The organism is Sulfitobacter sp. 1A13421 (assembly GCF_043557285.1).
Lineage (GTDB): Bacteria > Pseudomonadota > Alphaproteobacteria > Rhodobacterales > Rhodobacteraceae > Sulfitobacter > Sulfitobacter faviae.
Genome location: NZ_JBIFFQ010000012.1, coordinates 66,344 through 86,830 on the forward strand (window position 1 = coordinate 66,344; position 20,487 = coordinate 86,830).

Below are 20,487 nucleotides of genomic sequence, written 5' to 3' on the forward strand. Positions count from 1 at the left end.
CTCCCTCTCTTTGATCTGCCCGCAACATGCGGCAGCGCGGCTCGGTCGAATTCGTGATCGCTGGAGCCTTAGGGCAGCCGGGTCGAAAAGTCTTCGCGTCGCAGTTGTGATATTGGAATCTCTATTTTTAAAATCAAGGATTTTTACGGGGCGAGGGGCCGCAAGCAAGGAAGCGCCCATGAAATATAACCTGCCTGTTACAAAACTGGCAGGCATCTCGGGATTTTCCGGCAGGCGCGGTTTTCAAAAATTTACCAGTTGATAAAAAAATGATTCCATGAGAGCGTTTTCAAAACACCAAGAAAACGACAGGGATTTTGATATGGCACGAGATGTGTTTGAGCCGGGGATCGTTCCGGGGCGGTTAGAACCGCAGAGCTATGCCGAGGGGTTTTCGGATCTTCATCCGCCCTTGGACGAACATGAGGCACTGGTCGCGGCGGACCGCTGTTACTTTTGCCACGACGCGCCCTGCATGACGGCCTGCCCGACCGACATCGACATTCCGCTGTTCATCCGGCAGATCGCCACCGGCACGCCCGATGCGGCGGCCAAGACGATCCTGAGCCAGAACATCCTCGGCGGCATGTGCGCCCGGGTCTGCCCGACAGAGACGCTTTGCGAAGAGGTCTGCGTGCGCGAGGTGGCCGAGGGCAAGCCGGTGTTGATCGGCCAGTTGCAGCGCTATGCGACGGATCATTTGATGGCGCAGGGCGTGCATCCCTTCGAGCGGGCCGCAGCCACGGGCAAGCGCATCGCAGTGGTGGGCGCGGGGCCGGCGGGTCTGTCCTGCGCGCACCGTCTGGCGATGCTGGGCCATGATGTTGAGATCATCGACGCGCGGCCCAAGCCCGGCGGGCTGAACGAATATGGCATCGCGGCCTATAAGACCCCGAACGGCTTCGCGCAGGCCGAGGTGGATTGGCTGATGCAGATCGGCGGGATCACCTTCCGGCATGAGGTTGCCGTGGGCCGGGATGTCACTCTCGATGAACTGAAGGCCGATTACGACGCGGTTTTCCTCGGGATGGGGCTGGTCGGCGTTAATGCCCTTGGGGCCGAGGGCGAGGATAAGGCCGGGGTTGCCAATGCGGTCGATTTCATCGCCGAACTGCGGCAGGCCAGCGATATCTCCGGCGTGCCGATTGGCCGCGACGTGGTGGTGATCGGTGGCGGGATGACGGCGGTGGACGCGGCGGTGCAGGCGAAACTGCTGGGCGCGCTCAATGTGACGCTGGTCTATCGCCGCGGGCGCGACCGGATGAATGCAAGCGTGTTCGAGCAGGACCTCGCCGCCTCCAAGGGCGTGCGGATCGTGACCCATGCGGTGCCGATTGCCGTCCATGGCAACGGGTCGGTGCGCGAGATCGAGTTTGAATATGTCGATGAGGCGATGAAGGGCACCGGCCAAACCCTGCGCCTGCAAGCGGATCAGGTGTTCAAGGCCATCGGTCAGACGCTGTTGGGCGAGGGCCTGCCCGAACTCGACGGGCGCAAGATCAAGGTCGATGGCACCGGGCGCACCAGCCTCGACGGGGTCTGGGCCGGGGGCGACTGCGCCAGCGGCGGCGATGACCTGACGGTGACCGCCGTGGCCGAGGGCCGCGACGCGGCGATGGACATTCACACCACATTGATGGGGGCGGCGGGCTGAGGCCGCGCCGAGAGGGAGACATAACATGGCTGATCTGAGAAGCGACTTCATCGGGATCAAATCCCCCAACCCGTTCTGGCTGGCCTCCGCCCCGCCGACGGACAAGGAATACAATGTGCGCCGCGCCTATGAGGCGGGCTGGGGCGGGGTGGTATGGAAGACCCTCGGCTCCGAAGGGCCGCCGGTGGTCAACGTCAACGGCCCACGCTACGGCGCGATCTGGGGCGCGGATCGGCGGCTGTTGGGCCTCAACAACATCGAGCTGATCACCGACCGCCCGCTGGAAGTGAACCTGCGCGAGATGAAAGCGGTCAAGCGCGACTACCCCGACCGCGCGCTCATCGCCTCGATCATGGTGCCTTGTGAGGAGGAGGCGTGGAAAGCCATTCTGCCGCATGTGGAGGAGACCGGCGCCGACGGGATCGAGCTGAACTTCGGCTGCCCGCATGGCATGGCCGAACGGGGCATGGGCTCTGCCGTGGGGCAGGTGCCGGAATATATCGAAATGGTCACCCGCTGGTGCAAGATGTACACGCGGATGCCGGTCATCGTGAAGCTGACGCCGAACATCACAAACGTGATTTATCCCGCCGAGGCCGCCAAGCGCGGCGGCGCGGATGCGGTGAGCCTGATCAACACGATCAATTCGATCACCTCGGTCGATCTGGACCTCTTCGCGCCTGAGCCCACGATCGACGGCAAGGGCACCCACGGCGGCTATTGCGGCCCGGCGGTCAAGCCCATCGCGCTCAACATGGTGGCCGAGATCGCCCGCAACCCCGAGACCCACGGTCTGCCAATCAGCGGCATCGGCGGCGTCACCACATGGCGCGACGCGGCGGAGTTCCTTGCCCTTGGCGCGGGCAATGTGCAGGTCTGCACGGCGGCGATGACCTATGGCTTCAAGGTGGTGCAAGAGATGATCTCGGGCCTGTCGGAATATATGGACGAGAAGGGGCTGACTTCGGTCGACCAACTGGTGGGGCGCGCGGTGCCGAATGTCACTGACTGGAACCAGTTGAACCTGAACTACGTCGCCAAGGCGAAGATCGACCAAGACCTCTGCATCTCCTGCGGGCGTTGCTTTGCGGCTTGCGAGGACACCAGCCACCAAGCCATCGCCATGTCCGAAGACCGCACCTTTACCGTGATCGAAGAGGAATGCGTCGCTTGCAACCTCTGCGTCAATGTCTGCCCGGTTGAGGACTGCATCTCGATGGAGGAACTGGCGGCGGGCACCACCGACCTGCGCACGGGCAAGACGGTGACGCCGGACTATGCCAATTGGACCACGCACCCCAATAACCCCTCCGTCAACGCGGTCGAACCGGCGGAGTAAGACAAGTGCCACCGCGCCCCGCGTTCAGGACTTTCTGCGCGACGGGGTGGCGGTATCGGCAGCGGGGGGCGGTATCTCTGCCATCTCCCGCCGCGCCACGATCAGCGCCATTGCCGCATCCCGGGCCATCTCTTCGCGGGTGACGGGCGGCGCGCCCGCTGGTTCACCGCACGCTGCCGGATTTGCGCCCTTCGCATCCCGCGCAGCCCCTGCGCCCTTTATATCGCCTACATTCATCACTGCCCCTTTACCTTGGAAGGAGCCCGCACCCGCCAGTTAGACTGGGGGGCATGTGTTAACGGGGGATTAAACGCAGGGTGCCGCTGGCCGTTATGGTTAACCGTTTGGCGCTGGCGCGGGCTGGTCCAAAAGCGCGCCGAACATCGCCCGAAGATGGGCCTGCGCGCGGGGCCGGGGGTCGGTCTCGGGACCGAGCAGGATTTGCGCCTGCGCCTCGAAATCCGCGTAGTGCTGGGTCGTCGCCCAGATCGAGAAGATCAGGTGCTCCGGGTCCAGCGCGGGCAGTTTTCCCGCCGCCACCCAGCCCGCGATCACGGCGCATTTCTCATCAAACAGGGGTTTGAGATGGCTGTGCAATTCCGGCTCGATCCGGGGTGCGCCTTGCAGGATTTCATTGGCGAAAAGACGGCTCTCGCGCGGCAATTCGCGCGACATGGTCAGCTTGCGTTCGACATAGTCCAAAATCTCGCGCCGGGGGTCGCCTTCGGGGTCCAGTTCCACCAGCGGGTCGAGCCATGTTTCCATCAGCTGCGACAGCAAAGTGACGTGAATGTCTTCTTTGCCATTGAAGTAATAGAGAATATTCGGTTTGCTCAGCCCAGCCTCGGCGGCGATCTGATCCAGCGTGGCACCCCGGTAGCCGTGTTTGGAGAAGACTTCGAGCGCGGCATCCAGAATCACCCGGCGGTTACGTCGTTGGATGCGGCTGGGTTTCTTGGCGGAGCTTTCGGGCAAGGCAATGATCCTTGGTGCTGCTAAAAAAGGCGTTTGCCGGATCGGCGGCGGGTTGTTTCAAACCAGTTCTTGACAGAGCCTAACCTAATCGCAATCGTGGATTTACCAAATGGTAAAAAAACAACACGGCCCAAGCCGATGACAGAGGAGTGACCTATGCCCGCGCCCGGAGAGAACCTCAAGATTGATCCCGACCGTCTGTGGGATTCCTTGATGGAAATGGCCAAGATCGGCCCCGGCGTGGCGGGGGGCAACAACCGCCAGACGCTGACGGACGAAGACGCCGAGGGCCGCGCGCTGTTCCAAAAGTGGTGTGAAGCGGCGGGCTGTACCATGGGGCTCGACCAGATGGGCAATATGTTCGCCCAGCGGGAGGGCACCGACCCCGATGCGCTGCCGGTCTATGTAGGCAGCCACCTCGACACCCAGCCGACGGGCGGGAAATACGATGGCATCCTTGGCGTGCTCGGCGGGTTGGAGATCATCCGTACGATGAACGATCTGGGCATCAAGACCAAACACCCGATCGTCGTGACCAACTTCACCAACGAAGAAGGCACCCGTTACGCCCCCGCGATGCTGTCGTCGGGGGTTTTTGCTGGCATCCACACGCAAGACTGGGCTTACGCGCGCACCGATGCTGAGGGCAAAAGCTTTGGTGACGAGTTGCAGCGCATCGGCTGGCGCGGCGAGGAGGAAGTCGGCGCGCGCAAGATGCATGCCTTCTTCGAGTTGCACATTGAACAGGGCCCGATCCTCGAGGCCGAGGGCAAGGATATCGGCGTTGTGACCCACGGGCAGGGCTTAAGCTGGACGCAGGTGACGATCACCGGCAAGGACAGCCACACAGGCTCCACCCCCATGCCGATGCGCCGCGACGCGGGGCTGGGCATGGCGCGGGTGTTGGAGAAGGTGAACGAGATCGCGCTCAGCCATGCGCCTCATGCGGTCGGCGCGGCGGGCCATATCGAGGTCTATCCCAATTCACGCAATGTGATCCCCGGCAAGACGGTCTTTACCGTCGATTTCCGGTCGCCCGAACTGTCGGTCATCGAGGATATGGAGGCCCGTCTGCGCGAAGAGGGTCAAAAGATCGCCGACGATATGGATGTGCAGATCGAATTCGAAAAGGTCGGCGGCTTTGATCCCGTGGCCTTTGACGAGGGTTGCGTGACGGCTGTGCGCAACGCTGCCGAACGGCTGGGCTACAGCCATATGAACCTGATTTCGGGCGCGGGGCATGACGCCTGCTGGATCAATCGCGTGGCGCCGACGGCGATGGTGATGTGCCCCTGTGTCGATGGTCTGAGCCATAACGAGGCAGAGGAGATCACCAAGGATTGGGCCAAGGCGGGGGCGGATGTGCTGCTCCATGCGGTGCTGGAGACAGCGGAAATAAAGGGCTGAACACTCGGGCGGAGGTCGGGGGTGCTGCCCCGGCCCCCCCCCGACGTGAATTGCCAGAAAAGATGGGGAGAAGACGATGAGCAAGGTAATCAAGGGTGGTATGGTCTGCACGGCGGACCGGACATGGAAGGCCGACGTGCTGATCGAGGGAGAGAAGATCAAGCGCATCGGCGAAGACCTTACGGGTGACGAATACATCGACGCGGAAGGCGCCTATGTGATCCCCGGCGGGATCGATCCGCATACGCATCTGGAGATGCCCTTCATGGGCACCACGGCGGCCGAGACCTTTGAGTCCGGCACATGGGCCGCGGCGGTGGGCGGCACCACGATGGTGGTCGACTTCTGCCTGCCCGGCGCCGATGGCAGTATCAAGAACGCGATCAACGAATGGCACCGCAAGTCGGCGCCGCAGATTTGTTCGGACATCGGCTATCACATGGCCGTCACCGGCTGGGACGAGACCGTCTTCAACGAGATGAAGGACGCGGTCGACATGGGGGTGAACAGCTTCAAGCACTTCATGGCCTACAAAGGCGCCTTGATGATCGAGGACGACGAGATGTTCGCCTCCTTCAAGCGCTGTGCAGAACTGGGCGCGCTGCCGATGGTCCATGCCGAGAACGGCGATCTGGTGGCCGAGTTGCAGCAGAAGTATTTCGATCAGGGCATCACCGGGCCGGAGGGCCATGCCTATTCCCGCCCGCCGGAGCTTGAGGGCGAGGCCGCGAACCGCGCCATCACCATTGCCGACACGGCGGGTGTGCCGCTTTATATCGTGCATGTGTCTTGCGAGCAGACGCATGAGGCGATCCGGCGTGCGCGGCAGAAGGGGATGCGGGTTTACGGCGAGCCGCTGATCCAGTTCCTGACGCTGGACGAGTCAGAGTATTTCAACACCGATTGGGACCATGCTGCGCGCCGCGTCATGTCGCCGCCCTTCCGTTCGAAAGACCATCAGGACAGCCTCTGGGCCGGCCTGCAATCGGGCAGCCTACAGGTGGTGGCGACCGACCACGCCGCCTTCTCGACCGAGCAGAAACGCGCGGGGCGCGATGATTTCCGGATCATTCCCAACGGCTCGAACGGGCTGGAGGAGCGTCTGGCGGTGCTCTGGACCGAAGGGGTGGAGACGGGCCGCCTGACACCAAACGAGTTTGTCGCCGCGACCTCGACCAATATCGCCAAGATCCTCAACATCTATCCGCAGAAGGGTGCGATCGTCGAAGGGGCGGATGCCGATATCGTGGTTTGGGATCCGAAGATCACCAAGACGATCAGCCCCGCGAACCACCATTCGGTGCTGGATTACAACGTCTTCGAGGGCTTCGAGGTCAAGGCGCAGAGCCGCTATACCCTGAGCCGTGGCGAGGTGATCTGGGCTTGGGGTCAGAACAGCCAGCCGCAGCCCGGCCGGGGCCGTTTCGTGCCGCGCCCGGCCTTCCCGAGCGCCAACGTGGCCCTCAGCAAATGGAAGGAACTCAACAGCCCCAAGATGATCAAGCGTGATCCGCTGAACATCCCGGCGGGGATCTGAGCGATGTAGAACCGCCACGACAACCGGGTAAAGTGCCGCGCTAAAAGCGGCCGACCAACAGGGAAGTAAAATACGTGAATGACAGCCAGAGCGTGATCAGCGCCAGCAATCTTGACCTGACCTTTCAAACCAATGACGGGCCGGTCCACGCGTTGAAAGACGTGAACCTAGAGATCCACAAAGGGGATTTCGTCAGCTTCATCGGCCCCTCGGGTTGCGGCAAGACGACCTTTCTGAGGGTCATGGCCGACCTCGAGCAGCCCACGGGCGGCAGCGTGACCATCAACGGCGTCTCGCCCGAGGAAGCGCGTAAATCGCGGGCCTATGGCTACGTCTTTCAGGCGGCGGGGCTCTACCCATGGCGCACCATCGGCGGCAACATCCGCTTGCCGCTGGAGATCATGGGCGTGCCCCGGGCCGAGCAGGACCAGCGGGTGAAACGGGTGCTCGACCTCGTGGAGCTTTCGGGGTTTGAGAAGAAGTTTCCTTGGCAGCTTTCGGGCGGGATGCAGCAGCGCGCCTCCATCGCGCGGGCGCTGTCCTTCGATGCCGACATCCTGCTGATGGACGAACCTTTCGGCGCGCTCGACGAGATCGTGCGTGACCACCTTAACGAGCAACTGCTGAAGCTTTGGGCGCGGACGGAAAAGACGATTGCTTTCGTTACCCATTCGATCCCCGAGGCGGTGTACCTCAGCACCAAGATCGTGGTGATGAGCCCGCGCCCCGGACGGATTGCCGACGTGATCGAAAGTCCGCTGCCGCGCGAACGGCCTTTGGAGATTCGCGAGACGCCCGAGTTTCTGGAAATCGCGCACCGCGTGCGCGAGGGGCTGCGCGCCGGGCATGGGGACGATTGATGCGTAACATTATCCCCGTTCTCACGGTCGTGGGTCTGTTGATCGTCGTCTGGTATGGCGCGGCTGTCGCGCTCAACGCACAATGGGCGCGGGATGTGGCGGCACGGGCCGACAAAACGCTGACATTCTCGGAATTGGTGGCCGACACCTGGTCGCAGGAGAAACCAAAACTTCCCGCGCCGCATCAGGTCGGCGCGGAACTGTGGAAGACCACGGTGGAGAAGAAGGTCACCTCGAAACGCTCGCTGATCTACCACACATGGGTCACCTTCAGTGCGACCTTTCTGGGCTTCGTCATGGGCACCGCGCTCGGCACGCTTCTCGCCGTGGGCATCGTCTTCAACCGCACGATGGACATGAGCGTGATGCCTTGGGTGATCGCCAGCCAGACGATTCCGATCCTCGCCATCGCACCGATGATCATCGTGGTCTTGAATGCCGTGGGCCTGTCAGGCCTGCTGCCCAAGGCGATCATCAGCATGTATCTGTCGTTCTTCCCCGTCGTCGTGGGCATGGTGAAGGGGCTGCGCAGCCCCGACCAGATGCAGCTTGACCAGATGCGCACTTGGAATGCGAGCGGCTGGCAGACCTTCTGGAAACTGCGGCTGCCGTCTTCGATGCCCTACTTCTTTACTTCGCTGAAGGTGGGGGTCGCGGCCTCGCTGGTCGGGGCCATTGTGGGCGAGATGCCGACGGGGGCTGTCGCTGGCCTCGGCGCGCGGCTCTTGGCCGGTAGCTACTACGGCCAGACCGTGCAGATCTGGAGCGCGCTTCTCATGGCGGCGGCGCTTGCGGCGGCCATGGTGGGGCTTATCGGGCTGGTGCAGCGGCTGACCTTGAAACGGATGGGGATGGCATGATGGGCTGGGTTCTTTTTGCCATCGTCGCATGGGTCGCCGGCCTGTCGCTCAACGTTTGGCTGGCGCGCCAGCGGCCCTCGCGCGGCGCGTCGCTGGCGGCACCGCTGGTCTTTGGCATCACGCTGATCGCCGTCTGGGAGGGCGTGGTGCGCGGGTTCGAGATCAACCAAGTGCTGCTGCCTGCGCCCTCGGTGATCGCAGCGCGCATGGCTTCTTCGCTCGATATCCTGTGGATTGACTTCGTGCAGACCGTCATCAAAGGGGCGCTGAGCGGCTACATCATCGGCTGCGGCGCGGCCTTCCTGACGGCGCTGGCGATTGACCGCTTTCCCTTCTTGCAACGCGGCCTTTTGCCGGTGGGCAACTTCGTGGCTGCGCTGCCGATCATCGGCATGGCGCCGATCATGGTGATGTGGTTCGGCTTCGGCTGGCAGTCCAAGGCGGCGATTGTCGTGGTCATGGTGTTCTTCCCGATGCTGGTGAACACGGTGCAGGGGCTGCAGGCCAGCGACGCGATGCAACGCGACCTGATGCGCACCTATGCGGCGGGCTATTGGCGGACGCTTCTGAAGCTGCGGCTGCCCGCGGCGATGCCTTTTGTCTTCAACGGGTTGAAGATCGGCACCACCCTTGCCCTCATCGGCGCCATTGTTGCTGAATTCTTCGGCTCTCCGGTGCTGGGCATGGGCTTTCGCATCTCCACCTCGGTTGGGCAGCTTGCGCTTGATCTGGTCTGGGCCGAGATTGTTGTCGCGGCAATAGCCGGATCGGCGTTCTATGGTATCATGGCCCTTATCGAAGGACGGGTGACCTTCTGGCACCCCAGCCAAAGGAACTAGAGACGACCAACCAACAGGGAGATAAAAATGAAAACCATCACGAAGATCGCCGCCGGGGCGGCCTTGGGCCTCTGGGGGGGCGTGGCGCAGGCCGCTGACGACCTGACGCTACAGCTCAAATGGGTCACGCAGGCCCAGTTCGCGGGCTACTATGTGGCCAAGGACAAGGGGTTCTACGAAGAAGAGGGGCTCGACGTCACCATTAAGCCCGGCGGCCCGGACATCGCGCCGGTGCAGGTGCTTCTGGGCGGCGGGGCCGACGTGATGGTGGACTGGCTGCCCTCGGCGCTGGCCGCGCGTGAGAAGGGCGCGCCCATCGTCAACATCGCGCAGCCCTTCGCGAAATCCGGCCTGATGCTGACCTGCCTCAAGGAACACGGCATCGAAAGCCCCGAGGACTTCCCCGGCAACACGCTGGGCACTTGGTTCTTTGGCAATGAAATTCCGCTGATGAGCTGGATGGGCAAGCTGGGCTATCCGACCGATGGCTCCGAGGGCGGCGTGACGATCCAGAAGATCAACTTCAACGTCGATCCCCTGCTGCAAAAGCAGGTCGAATGCGCCACCACCATGACCTACAACGAATATTGGCAGGTAATCGACGCAGGGCTGACGCCCGAGGATCTGGTGGTTTTCAAATATGAGGACGAGGGCATCTCCACGCTGGAGGACGGTCTTTATACCACCGAAGAGAACCTCGAAGACCCCGAGATGGTCGACAAACTGGCGCGCTTCGTCCGGGCCTCCATGAAAGGCTGGAAATACGCCGAGGAGAATGTCGAGGAAGCCGCCGACATCGTGCTGGAAAATGACCAGACCGGCGCGCAGACCGAAAAGCACCAGACCCGCATGATGGGCGAGATCGCCAAGCTGACCGAGGGCAGCGACGGGCGGCTGGACGAGGCGGCCTTTGATCGCAGTGCGGCGATCACCATGGAAGGTGGCATGATCACCAAGGAGCCCGAGGGCGCTTGGACGCATGATGTGACGGATAAGGCGCTTCAGTAAGCTTTGGCGTCTATGATGAGGGGAGGGGCCGGCGCTGCGCTGGCCCTTTTTCTTGGTCGGAAGGGCCAGCGCCTGCACGCGGGCCGGCGATCCGACGGAGCCTCGTGCCACTTTATGGTTCAGCCGTGATGCGCCTTCGCAATGGCGCACCCGAACTCACTAAATCGCCTACCCGCCGGGGCGGGCAGGCGATGGCCCGGCGCCTGCGGCTTGATTCCGGGCCGGGTGTTGTCGAAAGGGGCCCTAGAGTACCGTAACCTTCGTCCCAATCGGCACCCGCTGGTAGAGGTCGATCACATGCTCGTTCAGCATCCGGATGCAGCCGTTCGACACGGACCGCCCGATGGAGTTCGGCTGTGTGGTGCCGTGGATGCGGAAATAAGTGTCCCGCCCGTTCTGGAACAGGTAGAGCGCCCGCGCGCCCAAGGGGTTGCCGGGGCCGCCGGGCTGGGCGTCGGTGTTGCCGATGAAACGTTTGTAAGCCTGCGGGTCGCGTTCGATCATCTCATTGGTTGGCCGCCACGTGGGCCATTCCTTTTTCACGTCGATGGTCGCGGTGCCGGTGAACTCCAGCCCCGCTTTGCCGACGCCCACGCCATAGCGCATCGCTTGGCCCGGCGACGTCACGAAATAGAGGTAATGACTCCGCGGCAGGATCAGCAATTGGCCGGGCGCATATTGCGCTTTCATCGGCACCATCTGCGGGGCGGGGTCATAGGCGGCGGTGCGCGCCTGCGCCATCAGGGGAAGGGCGGCTGCGGCCACGGTGCTGGTCAAAAAGGTACGGCGGCGCATGGCAGGCTCCATCAAAATAATGCGTTTCGCCCGCATTTTGCCATGGGAGGCTATTTTAGCAAGGCTGGACATAAAAAAACCGACCTGCCGGTGTCAGCAGGTCGGTTCGAATTCTTGCATCAGGGCCGAAGCCCCCGGGCCTTAGGCCAGCGCGAGGTTGGTCGCGGATTCACGGCCGTCACGGCCAGCTTCGATGTCGAAGGTCACTTTCTGGTTGTCGGCCAGGCCGGTCAGGCCAGCGCGCTCAACAGCGGAAATGTGCACGAAAACGTCTTTGCTGCCGCCGTCGGGTGCGATGAAGCCGAAGCCTTTAGTTGTGTTGAACCATTTTACGGTGCCAGTGGCCATATCCGTAGTCTCCATATTGATGCCATCCGCGTTGGTGCGATGGCCCGGCGTGGTTGGTCTGGATCGATAGACTGAGCGCCGTATGAGGGAGACAGTGGGTCGAAAAAGATAACGTCTGCACCGTCTATATTGCACTCGGGGGGGATTCGTTCAAGGGGCATCGCATTTTGGCGGGTTTGGGCGCGCTTTGTCGCGTGGTTTTCGGCAAATTCCCGCCACGAAGTTTCGTGATCCCCATATTTTGCGGGAAACACGCCAAATTTCACCGTCCCGAGTTTGCCGCAAACCGGTCTCATTGCTGCCCGGCGTAGGTGGTTTTTTGCCAGAAAGCCCCTAGTGCGCCTGCCAGCGCCCCCCATGTGGAGTAACGAGACATGATGCGTATCCTTGCCGTAGACGATGACCCGGTCATCCTTGATCTGCTCACAGGTTGCCTGACCGAGAATGACAATTACGAGCTGACCTGCTGCGAAAGCTCGGAAGAGGCGCTGGAGATCATGCAGGAGTCGAACCGGCCCTTCGATTCCTTCCTGCTTGATATCATGATGCCGGGCATCAACGGGATCAGCCTGTGTGAGATGATCCGCGATGTGCCCTTTTACCGCGCCGTGCCGATCATCATGATCACCGCCAGCAAAGAGCCTGCGATGATGCAGCGGGCATTTGACGCGGGTGCCACGGATTTCCTTTGCAAACCGTTGGATGGTGTCGAACTCAGCGCGCGGATCAATGCCGCCAGCATGCTCAACGCGTCTCTGCTGCGCGAGCGCGAGGCGCAGCATACGCTGGCCGAGTTGACGCAGATGATGCAGATCCGCTTTGACGAGGATTTCGATCTCGATGTCTCGGCCTGTAGCAATGTCTCTGCGCTTGAGAACTACCTGCTGCGCCTGCCGAGCGGCTGTTTCTCGATGAGCCTGTTTTCGATCTCGGTCGAGGGGGCGCGCGGCATCTACCGCGCGGTCAAGGCGCCGGCATTCCGCCGCCAGATGGAGCAGGTGGCCCGCGCTTCGGTACATTCGCTGGAGGGCATGCGGTTTCATCTGGCCTATGCGGGCAGCGGGCGTTTCATCGGCGTGGTGATGAGCCGCGCGCGGTTGAACACGGCCTCTATGGCCGAGCGGATGCGCGAGCATCTGGAGAAGAACTGGGACGGCAAGGGCATGAATGGCGGGCTGCCCCCGTCATTGCAGGTGCATTCGGTGACCGAACAGCGCCTCTGGTCGGGTCTGTCGGCCAGCAATAAGCTGCGCGAATATCTGCAAAGCTGGGATCCGCTGCACGGTCTGGTGCGGCATGATGAGGATAACCTCTTTGCGCAGCTGGAAACGGCGATCGACGACGAACGCTGAGGGCAGGAGCCTTTGAAGGGATAGACCCGTCCGCATTGCGGGCGGGTTTTTGCGTTGGAGGTAAGCGGTAAGGGCATCGCCCTCCCTGGGGGGCGATCCGCTACCGCGCTGTTTGGCAGGGCGCTGCAAGATGTGGAGGTCTGGCAAGCTGTTGCAGCGTTGCAGAATCGCCCTCCGGGGGGAGGGAGGGCGATGCCCGGTGTACCACCGGGCGGGGCTGTTGCGGCGTTGCGCAAAAGAAAAAGGGCGCCGGAAATCCGACGCCCTTTAGATCGCTCATTCGCAATGCTTACCGCGCGAACTTCTTGTGCTTCAGGCGCTTGGGCTCCAGCGCATCGGCACCCAGACGGCGCTTCTTGTCTTCCTCGTAGTCTTCGAAGTTGCCTTCGAACCATTCCACATGCGCCTCGCCCTCAAACGCCAGAATATGCGTACAAATCCGGTCGAGGAAGAAACGGTCGTGCGAGATGACCACGGCGCAGCCGGCGAAATCCACCAGCGCATCTTCGAGCGCGCGGAGGGTTTCGACGTCCAGATCGTTGGTCGGCTCATCGAGCAGCAGCACGTTGCCGCCCTCTTTCAGGAGCCGCGCCATGTGCACGCGGTTGCGCTCACCGCCCGACAGGAGGCCCACTTTCTTCTGCTGGTCGCCGCCCTTGAAGTTAAAGGACGAGCAATAGGCGCGGGAATTCACCTCGGCGTCGCCGAGCTTGATCAATTCCGCCCCGCCCGAGATCGCCTGCCAGACGGTGTCCTCGGCGTTGAGGTCATCGCGGCTCTGGTCGACGTAGGACAACTCAACCGTGTCGCCGTATTCGATGCTGCCCTCGTCGGGTTTCTCGTGCCCGGTCAGCATCTTGAAGAGCGTCGATTTACCCGCGCCGTTGGGGCCGATCACACCAACGATGCCACCGGGCGGCAGGGAGAAGTCGAGCCCGTCGATCAACTGCTTGTCGCCCATGTGCTTTTTCAGACCTTCGACCTCGATCACCTTGTTGCCGAGGCGCGGACCGTTGGGGATGACGATCTGTGCGCGAGAAAGCTTCTCGCGTTCGGATTGTTCGGCCATCTCATTATAAGCCGCGATCCGGGCTTTGGATTTCGCCTGACGGGCCTTGGCGCCTTGGCGCATCCACTCAAGCTCGCGCTCCAGCGTCTTTTGCTTGGACTTGTCCTCGCGCGCTTCCTGCGCCAGCCGCTTCGCCTTCTGCTCCAGCCAGTCGGAGTAGTTGCCCTCGTAAGGAATACCGCGGCCACGGTCGAGTTCGAGAATCCAGCCGGTGATGTCGTCGAGGAAGTAACGGTCGTGGGTGACGCAGAGGATGGTGCCCTTGTAGTCGATCAGGTGCTGCTGCAGCCAAGCGATGGTCTCGGCGTCGAGGTGGTTGGTCGGCTCATCGAGCAGCAGCATGTCGGGCGCTTCTAGCAGCAGCTTACAGAGCGCCACGCGGCGCGCCTCACCGCCCGAGAGGTTTTCCGGCATCGCGTCGTCCGGCGGGCAGCGCAGCGCTTCCATGCTGACGTCGATCTGGCTGTCGAGGTCCCAGAGGTTCTGCGCGTCGATGTCGTCTTGCAGCTTGGCCATCTCCTCGGCGGTCTCGTCCGAGTAGTTCATCGCCAATTCGTTGTAACGGTCGAGGATGGCCTTCTTCTCGGCCACGCCCTCCATCACGTTTTCGCGGACGGTTTTTTCGGGGTCGAGCTTCGGCTCCTGCGGGAGGTAGCCGACTTTGGCGCCCTCGGCGGCCCAAGCCTCGCCCGAGAAATCCTTGTCGAGCCCGGCCATGATCTTGAGCAGGGTGGATTTACCCGCGCCGTTGACGCCGACGACACCGATCTTCACGCCGGGGAGGAAGTTCAGGTGGATGTTTTCGAATGTCTTCTTGCCCCCGGGATAGGTCTTGGAGACGCCGGACATGTGATAGACGTATTGATAGGCGGCCATTGGAGAATCCTTGCAACGCGTTTTGGGGTTTGCAGTGCAATATCGCCCGGGCGGGGCAATATCAAACACTCTGTACCGCACAGGCACCTTGCCCGGCGGCGGTTTGCGTGGCGCGCCCGTGGCGCGCGCAGGCGGCATGGCTGGGCAGGCTATTGGATGGTTTTGCAAGGGTTTGGCAGGCGATCCGCTCAGTCGATCAGTGAAATTCGGTCGACTTTTCTGCCGTTTTCGCGCTAGAATTTATTCAATCTGCGGTTGGACGGTAAAAACCGCCTACCGCAGAGTAGGGAGGTTGAAGGCGGTTCTCGCCGTTCGCGGTGCGCCGGTTTCAGCGCAACAACAGGGAAATACTCATGACAAAATCCACCATCGTTGTGGGTCTGGACGGGTCGGAGGCCGGCGCGCGAGCCTTGGCGTTTGCCCAGTCACAGGCCAAACAGATCGGGGATTGTTCGATCACCGTTTGCTTTGTGATCGAATGGTCGCCTTTCACCTTTCAGACCAAGGAAGAGAACGAGCAGCGCCACAAGCGGCGCGAGCAGGAGTTGCAGCGCGCCCATGACGTGGTGCTCGACCCTGCCGTGGCCGAGGCCAAGGCCGCCGGTGTCGAGGTCGAGGGAATCGTGCGGCATGGCGACGTGGCCGATATCCTCGAAGCGGTGGCCAAGAAGCGCGGCGCGGTTCAGATCGTCGTCGGGCGGGTTGGTGAGCGGGGCCTCAAGCGGCTCTTTGGTGGGGTGACGGGCCGGTTGGTCGCGGGCTCCAGCGTGCCGGTCACGATCATTCCCTGAAAGGAAACGCCATGAACAAGTTACTGACCTTTGCGATGGCAGCCTTTGCGTCATTGCTGCCGGGCCTTGCCGCCGCGCAAGAGGCTGCGGGCATCGACCAACGTATCAACCAGATCTTTGCCGATTACACCGGCTGGTATGTGTCATTCATCTTTGCCCCGCTGCCGGGGACGAATTTCTCTTGGATCGCGCTTTGGCTGGTCGTGGGGGCCGTGGTCTTTACCGTCTATTTTGGGGCCATCCAGCTCAAAGGGTTCTGGCATTCGATCCAGCTTGTGAAGGGGGATTACTCCGATCCCGACGACGCGGGCGAGGTGAGCCACTTTCAGGCGCTGGCGACGGCGCTGTCGGGCACCGTGGGTCTGGGCAATATCGCGGGCGTCGCGGTGGCGGTCAGCATCGGCGGGCCGGGGGCCACGTTCTGGATGGTCATCGCGGGCCTGTTCGGCATGGCGACCAAGTTCACCGAATGTACGCTTGGTGTGAAATACCGCAATGAATTCCCCGACGGCCATGTCTCGGGCGGGCCGATGTATTACATTGTCAAAGGCTTTTCCGAGCGGGGCCTGCCGTTGGGTGGTTTCATGGCGGTGCTCTTCTCGATCTTCACCATCCTCGGCGCGCTTGGCGGCGGCAATATGTTTCAAGCCAACCAAGCCCATGCCCAGCTGGCGGGTGTCTTGGGCGACTATCCGGGCTGGATCACCGGGGTTGTCCTTGCGGGCGTGACCTTTGCGGTGATCGCAGGCGGGCTGAAGTCCATCGCGCGGGTAACTGAAAAGATCGTGCCTTTCATGGGCATCTTCTATGTGCTGGTCTCGATCCTGATCCTGATCATTAACTGGGATATGATCGGCTGGGCCTTTGGCCAAATCTTCATGGGCGCCTTCACCGGCCTTGGCGTGGTCGGCGGGTTTACCGGCGCGTTGATCCAAGGCTTCCGCCGTGCGGCGTTTTCCAACGAAGCGGGCATCGGTTCGGCGGCCATCGCCCACTCGGCGGTGCGCACCAAGGAGCCGGTGACCGAAGGTTACGTGGCCCTTTTGGAGCCCTTCATCGACACGGTGGTGATCTGCACCATGACCGCGCTGGTCATCGTGATCAGCGGCGTGCTCAACCAAGACCCGGAAACCGGTCTCTACATCTGGAACGCCGAGGCGGGCCGGATCGCGACCGAGGGCGACGTGAGCGGCGTGGCGCTGACCTCGGCGGCCTATGCGCGGGCCTTCTCGTGGTTCCCGGTGCTCTTGATGGTGGCGGTGGTGCTCTTTGCCTTCTCGACCATGATCAGCTGGTCCTACTACGGGCTCAAGGCATGGACCTATCTCTTTGGCGAGGGGGCGGCGAAGGAGCTGACCTTCAAGGTGATCTTCTGCCTCTTCATCGTGATCGGCGCGGCGGCGAGCCTTGGGCCGGTGATCGACTTCAGCGATGCGATGCTCTTTTCCATGGCGATCGTGAACATCATCGCGCTCTACTTCCTGATGCCGATCGTGAAACGTGAGTTGAACAGCTATGTCGCGCGGCTGCGCTCGGGCGAGATCGTGAAGCACAAGTAAGGGCTTCGCATTGACAAAGGGCTGCAATGCCCCTCCTTTGGCCCCTGATTTCGGATCGGGGGCCATTTTCTTGCGCAATACCATGCCATTCGCCACCAAAGGGCAGGTCGTCGGCCTGTTGGGCGGGTCCTTTGACCCGGCGCATGAGGGGCATGCGCATATCACCCGCGAGGCATTGAAACGCTTCGGGCTGGATCGGGTCTGGTGGCTGCTGAGCCCCGGCAACCCGTTGAAAGAGCATGGCCCGGCGCCCATGGCGCAACGCATGGCGCGGGCGCGGGCGGTGATGGATCACCCCAAGGTCGAGATCACGGGGATCGAGGCGCAGCTTGGCACGCGCTACACCGCTCAGACGCTGGCGGCGCTGCGGCGGCATTATCCTGGTGTGCGGTTCGTCTGGTTGATGGGGGCGGACAATCTTGCGCAGTTTCACCTCTGGCAAGACTGGCAGCAGATCATGGAGACGGTGCCGGTGGGCGTGCTTGCGCGCCCCGGGCAGCGTATATCGGCCCGGATGAGCAGGGCGGCGGCGCTTTATGCGCCCTACCGGATCGCAGGGCGGAACAGCCAGTTGCTGGGCCGGGCCATGGCGCCGGCGTGGTGTTTCGTGAATGTGCCGATGGTCGATGTGTCGTCCACCGCGCTGCGGGCCGCGGGGGGCTGGCGCTCAGCGTAGCCGGGCCGAGGTGATGCCCGCCGTGATGATCACCGCCAGCCCCGCCCAAGTCAGTGCATCGGGCAGGGTGCTGAACAGAAACAATCCCAGCAACACCGCCGCGATCAGTTGGAAATAGACCAACGGCGCCAGCCGCGTGGCGGGCGCCCGGCGGTAGGCATAGAGCAGCAGCAGATTGCCCAGCATCGAAAACAGCGCGCTTGCAGTGGCCAACCCTGCGACGGGCAGGGTGGCTGCGGGTAGGTTCATCAGACCCAGAGGCAGCAGCATCACCGCGCTCATCGCCAGTTGGGTAAAGGTCAGAGCAAGGGGCGGGGCGAGGTCCGACAGCCAGCGCGACATGGTGAGAAAGACGCCGTAGAACAGCCCCGCCGCCACGGCAAAAAGGAGCCCCGGCCCGCCTGTGCCACCGCCCAGCCCCGGGCGCACCACCAGCAGCACGCCGCAAAAACCCAGCAGAATCAACGCGCTGCGCAGCAGGCTGATGCGTTCGCGCAGAAAGATCGCGGCCAGCAGGTAGCTGATCATCGGCCCGATAAAGAAGGCGGCGAAGACATTGGCAATCGCCTCGGTCCTGAGCGCGGTTTGAATGCAGGTGATCCCCAAGGCCAAGGTGCCCGCGCGCAGCCACAGCCGCCAGTCGCGCATCAGCCCCCATGTGCCACGGGGCAGGAACGGCAGCACCATCAGCGCCCCGATGGCAAAGCGCGACCATGCCACGAAGACCGGTGCCACCCCCATGCCTGAGGTCAGGATTTTACCCGCGCTGTCCCCTGCGGGGATCAGTGACATGGCGATGAACATGATCGGAATAGCGCGTTGCATGACGTTGGGTTAGCAGGTCGGCGGTTTTGTGCAACCGCGAAAGCTTCACCCTTGTCAGACCGGTTGTGGCCGAACGCCGCTTGGGGTTTATATCTAGCCCATGAGCCAGAGTTTTTCACGACGTTTCACACGCCGCATTTTCCTTGGGACGGCTGCCGCTGCACTGGCGGCGGCCTCTGCTTGGGCCGAGCCGCCGACCACTTCGTTGCGCCCCGTGGGGCGCGATGCCGACCTGTATAAACAGGCCATTCCCAATGTGTCCGAGATCATCGCCGACAGCGGGATCACCGGCACGGTGGCCTTTGCCGTGGTCGACGTAGACACCGGCATCTGGCTGGAGGCGTCCAACGCCACCGATGGCATCCCGCCCGCCAGCAGTATCAAGGCGATCACCGCGCTTTATGCGCTGGATCAACTGGGGCCGGATCATGTGTTCGAGACGCACCTTTTGGCGACCGGCGGTGTCGTCGATGGTGAGGTGCAGGGCGATCTGATCCTCGTCGGTGGGGGGGATCCGACCCTCGACAGTGACAATCTGGGGCAGATGGCCGAAGACCTGAAAGAGGCGGGCATCATCGGCGTGAAGGGCGGTTTCAAGGTCTATGAGGGCGCGCTGCCCGCGACCTTTGCGATTGACCCCGAGCAGCCTGACCATGTCGGCTACAACCCCGGCGTCTCTGGCATCGCGCTGAACTACAACCGGGTGCATTTCGAGTGGAAGCGCAGCGGCGACGGTTATGACGTGACGATGGAGGGCCGCGCGGCGCGCTATGCCCCCGCCGTGCGCGTCGCCACGATGGAAGTCGTGGATCGCAGCGGGCCGGTTTATACCTACGAGAACCGGCCTGAGCGCGATGTCTGGACGGTCGCGGAAGGGGCCTTGGGCTCTGGCGGGGCGCGCTGGCTGCCGATCCGGCGGCCCGGTGTCTATGCGGGCGACATCTTTGCCACTATCGCCCGGAGCCATGGCATCAAACTGGGCGATGCGGAGCTGATTGGGACGCTGCCAGAGGGCGAGACCCTCGTTACCCACCGCAGCACCAAGCTGCGGCCCATCCTCAAGGACATGCTGAAATACTCCACCAACCTCACCGCCGAGATGGTCGGCATGGCTGCCAGCGCCAAACGGTTGGGTACGGTGCCGAGCCTGCGGGCCTCTGCCGCCGAGATGAACAAATGGGCGATTGAGGAACTGGGCATGGAAAACCCGGCGATGATCGACCATTCGGGTCTTGGTGACGACAGCAAGATGACCGTGCATGACATGGCCGGGGGGCTGGCGCGCATTCACGGCACGGGGCTGCGGCCGATCTTGAAACCGGTCTATCTGCGCGATGATCGGGGCCGCCCTGAGCGCGACAATCCGATTGAGATCGACGCGAAGACCGGCACGCTGAACTTCGTCTCGGCGCTGGCCGGGTTCCTGACCACGCCCGAGGACCGGGTGCTGGCCTTTACGATCCTGACCGCGAATATCGAGGAACGGGCCAAGATCAGTCGGGCCGAGCGAGAGCGTCCGCCGGGGGCGCGGGCTTGGAACGCGCGGGCCAAACGTGTGCAACGTGGGCTGCTGGAGCGGTGGGGCCTGTTGTATAACGTCGCCGTGAAGCCCGAGCCGGAGGGCGAAGCCGCGCCAGACACGCCAGCGGCGCCCGACCCGGATGCCGAAGCCGAGGTCGGGGCCGAGCCGGAAGTTGCGCTAGAAGAGTCCTAACCC

19 protein-coding genes are annotated in these 20,487 nt (G+C 62.6%); 13 read left to right on the forward strand and 6 right to left on the reverse strand.

Translation table 11 applies throughout. The features are described from left to right. Positions 1–322 precede the first annotated feature (322 nt). Together ACGYLI_RS16545 and preA are read left to right on the forward strand one after the other, a co-directional pair. Positions 323–1,654 (forward strand): NAD(P)-dependent oxidoreductase, encoded by a 1,332-nt coding sequence (locus ACGYLI_RS16545; RefSeq protein WP_394419945.1) that lies wholly within the window; start codon positions 323–325, stop codon positions 1,652–1,654. A 25-nt stretch (positions 1,655–1,679) separates the two neighbouring features. After that, positions 1,680–2,993, forward strand: coding sequence for an NAD-dependent dihydropyrimidine dehydrogenase subunit PreA (gene preA / locus ACGYLI_RS16550; protein WP_394419946.1), 1,314 nt, complete (start codon positions 1,680–1,682; stop codon positions 2,991–2,993). Positions 2,994–3,017: 24 nt separating this feature from the next. Here preA and ACGYLI_RS16555 read toward each other — a convergent pair whose 3' ends face one another. Both ACGYLI_RS16555 and ACGYLI_RS16560 read right to left on the reverse strand, forming a co-directional pair. Continuing rightward, the gene (locus ACGYLI_RS16555) at positions 3,018–3,230 is read right to left on the reverse strand and encodes a hypothetical protein (RefSeq protein WP_394419947.1); all 213 of its coding nucleotides are present in this window, start codon (positions 3,228–3,230) and stop codon (positions 3,018–3,020) included. 99 nt (positions 3,231–3,329) lie between these two features. Next, positions 3,330–3,968: a TetR family transcriptional regulator C-terminal domain-containing protein gene (locus ACGYLI_RS16560; RefSeq protein WP_394419948.1), complete on the reverse strand. Its 639-nt coding sequence runs from the start codon at positions 3,966–3,968 to the stop codon at positions 3,330–3,332. 156 nt (positions 3,969–4,124) lie between these two features. Between ACGYLI_RS16560 and ACGYLI_RS16565 the strand changes: the two genes are divergently transcribed. From ACGYLI_RS16565 to ACGYLI_RS16590, 6 genes are all read left to right on the forward strand, one after another. Further along, positions 4,125–5,375 carry a Zn-dependent hydrolase gene (locus ACGYLI_RS16565; protein WP_394419949.1) on the forward strand — a complete coding sequence of 417 codons (1,251 nt, stop codon included), beginning with the start codon at positions 4,125–4,127 and terminating at the stop codon, positions 5,373–5,375. 76 nt (positions 5,376–5,451) lie between these two features. Further along, positions 5,452–6,912, forward strand: a complete 1,461-nt coding sequence (gene hydA / locus ACGYLI_RS16570; RefSeq protein WP_271692325.1) for a dihydropyrimidinase — start codon at positions 5,452–5,454, stop codon at positions 6,910–6,912. Between the two features lie 74 nt (positions 6,913–6,986). Further along, the gene (locus ACGYLI_RS16575; protein WP_067265237.1) at positions 6,987–7,772 is read left to right on the forward strand and encodes an ABC transporter ATP-binding protein; all 786 of its coding nucleotides are present in this window, start codon (positions 6,987–6,989) and stop codon (positions 7,770–7,772) included. Continuing rightward, complete coding sequence (locus ACGYLI_RS16580) at positions 7,772–8,632, forward strand: ABC transporter permease (protein WP_209217047.1); 861 nt, start codon at positions 7,772–7,774, stop codon at positions 8,630–8,632. The genes ACGYLI_RS16575 and ACGYLI_RS16580 overlap by 1 nt, the downstream gene beginning before the upstream one ends. Then, on the forward strand, positions 8,632–9,471 hold the full coding sequence (locus tag ACGYLI_RS16585; protein ID WP_394419950.1) for an ABC transporter permease: 840 nt from the start codon (positions 8,632–8,634) through the stop codon (positions 9,469–9,471). Before ACGYLI_RS16580 ends, ACGYLI_RS16585 begins: the two co-directional genes overlap by 1 nt. 27 nt (positions 9,472–9,498) lie before the next feature. Then, positions 9,499–10,479: an ABC transporter substrate-binding protein gene (locus tag ACGYLI_RS16590; RefSeq protein WP_271692321.1), complete on the forward strand. Its 981-nt coding sequence runs from the start codon at positions 9,499–9,501 to the stop codon at positions 10,477–10,479. 243 nt (positions 10,480–10,722) lie between these two features. Here ACGYLI_RS16590 and ACGYLI_RS16595 read toward each other — a convergent pair whose 3' ends face one another. Beyond that, a complete protein-coding gene (locus tag ACGYLI_RS16595; RefSeq protein WP_394419951.1) occupies positions 10,723–11,274 on the reverse strand; it encodes a L,D-transpeptidase in 552 nt (183 codons plus the stop codon). A 141-nt stretch (positions 11,275–11,415) separates the two neighbouring features. Continuing rightward, positions 11,416–11,622 (reverse strand): cold-shock protein, encoded by a 207-nt coding sequence (locus tag ACGYLI_RS16600; RefSeq protein ID WP_067265226.1) that lies wholly within the window; start codon positions 11,620–11,622, stop codon positions 11,416–11,418. 374 nt (positions 11,623–11,996) lie between these two features. Between ACGYLI_RS16600 and ACGYLI_RS16605 the strand changes: the two genes are divergently transcribed. Further along, positions 11,997–12,974: a response regulator gene (locus ACGYLI_RS16605; protein WP_271688979.1), complete on the forward strand. Its 978-nt coding sequence runs from the start codon at positions 11,997–11,999 to the stop codon at positions 12,972–12,974. A gap of 289 nt (positions 12,975–13,263) precedes the next feature. Here ACGYLI_RS16605 and ettA read toward each other — a convergent pair whose 3' ends face one another. Next, positions 13,264–14,919, reverse strand: coding sequence for an energy-dependent translational throttle protein EttA (gene ettA / locus ACGYLI_RS16610; RefSeq protein WP_394412510.1), 1,656 nt, complete (start codon positions 14,917–14,919; stop codon positions 13,264–13,266). Positions 14,920–15,272: 353 nt separating this feature from the next. Here ettA and ACGYLI_RS16615 point away from each other — a divergent pair, with 353 nt between their 5' ends. The 3 genes from ACGYLI_RS16615 to ACGYLI_RS16625 all read left to right on the forward strand — a co-directional run bounded on the left by ACGYLI_RS16615 (position 15,273) and on the right by ACGYLI_RS16625 (position 17,945). Next, on the forward strand, positions 15,273–15,710 hold the full coding sequence (locus ACGYLI_RS16615) for a universal stress protein (RefSeq protein WP_168612985.1): 438 nt from the start codon (positions 15,273–15,275) through the stop codon (positions 15,708–15,710). An 11-nt stretch (positions 15,711–15,721) separates the two neighbouring features. After that, on the forward strand, positions 15,722–17,269 hold the full coding sequence (locus ACGYLI_RS16620; RefSeq protein ID WP_209217050.1) for a sodium:alanine symporter family protein: 1,548 nt from the start codon (positions 15,722–15,724) through the stop codon (positions 17,267–17,269). A gap of 82 nt (positions 17,270–17,351) precedes the next feature. Continuing rightward, positions 17,352–17,945, forward strand: a complete 594-nt coding sequence (locus ACGYLI_RS16625) for a nicotinate-nucleotide adenylyltransferase (protein ID WP_394419952.1) — start codon at positions 17,352–17,354, stop codon at positions 17,943–17,945. Here the strand turns inward: ACGYLI_RS16625 and ACGYLI_RS16630 are convergent. Continuing rightward, entirely contained in the window at positions 17,937–18,770 is an 834-nt protein-coding gene (locus tag ACGYLI_RS16630; RefSeq protein WP_394418327.1) for a DMT family transporter, read from the reverse strand. The two genes, ACGYLI_RS16625 and ACGYLI_RS16630, sit on opposite strands and share 9 nt — an antisense overlap. Positions 18,771–18,870: 100 nt before the next feature. Here ACGYLI_RS16630 and dacB point away from each other — a divergent pair, with 100 nt between their 5' ends. Continuing rightward, the gene (gene dacB, locus ACGYLI_RS16635; RefSeq protein WP_394419953.1) at positions 18,871–20,484 is read left to right on the forward strand and encodes a D-alanyl-D-alanine carboxypeptidase/D-alanyl-D-alanine-endopeptidase; all 1,614 of its coding nucleotides are present in this window, start codon (positions 18,871–18,873) and stop codon (positions 20,482–20,484) included. Positions 20,485–20,487: the final 3 nt, after the last annotated feature.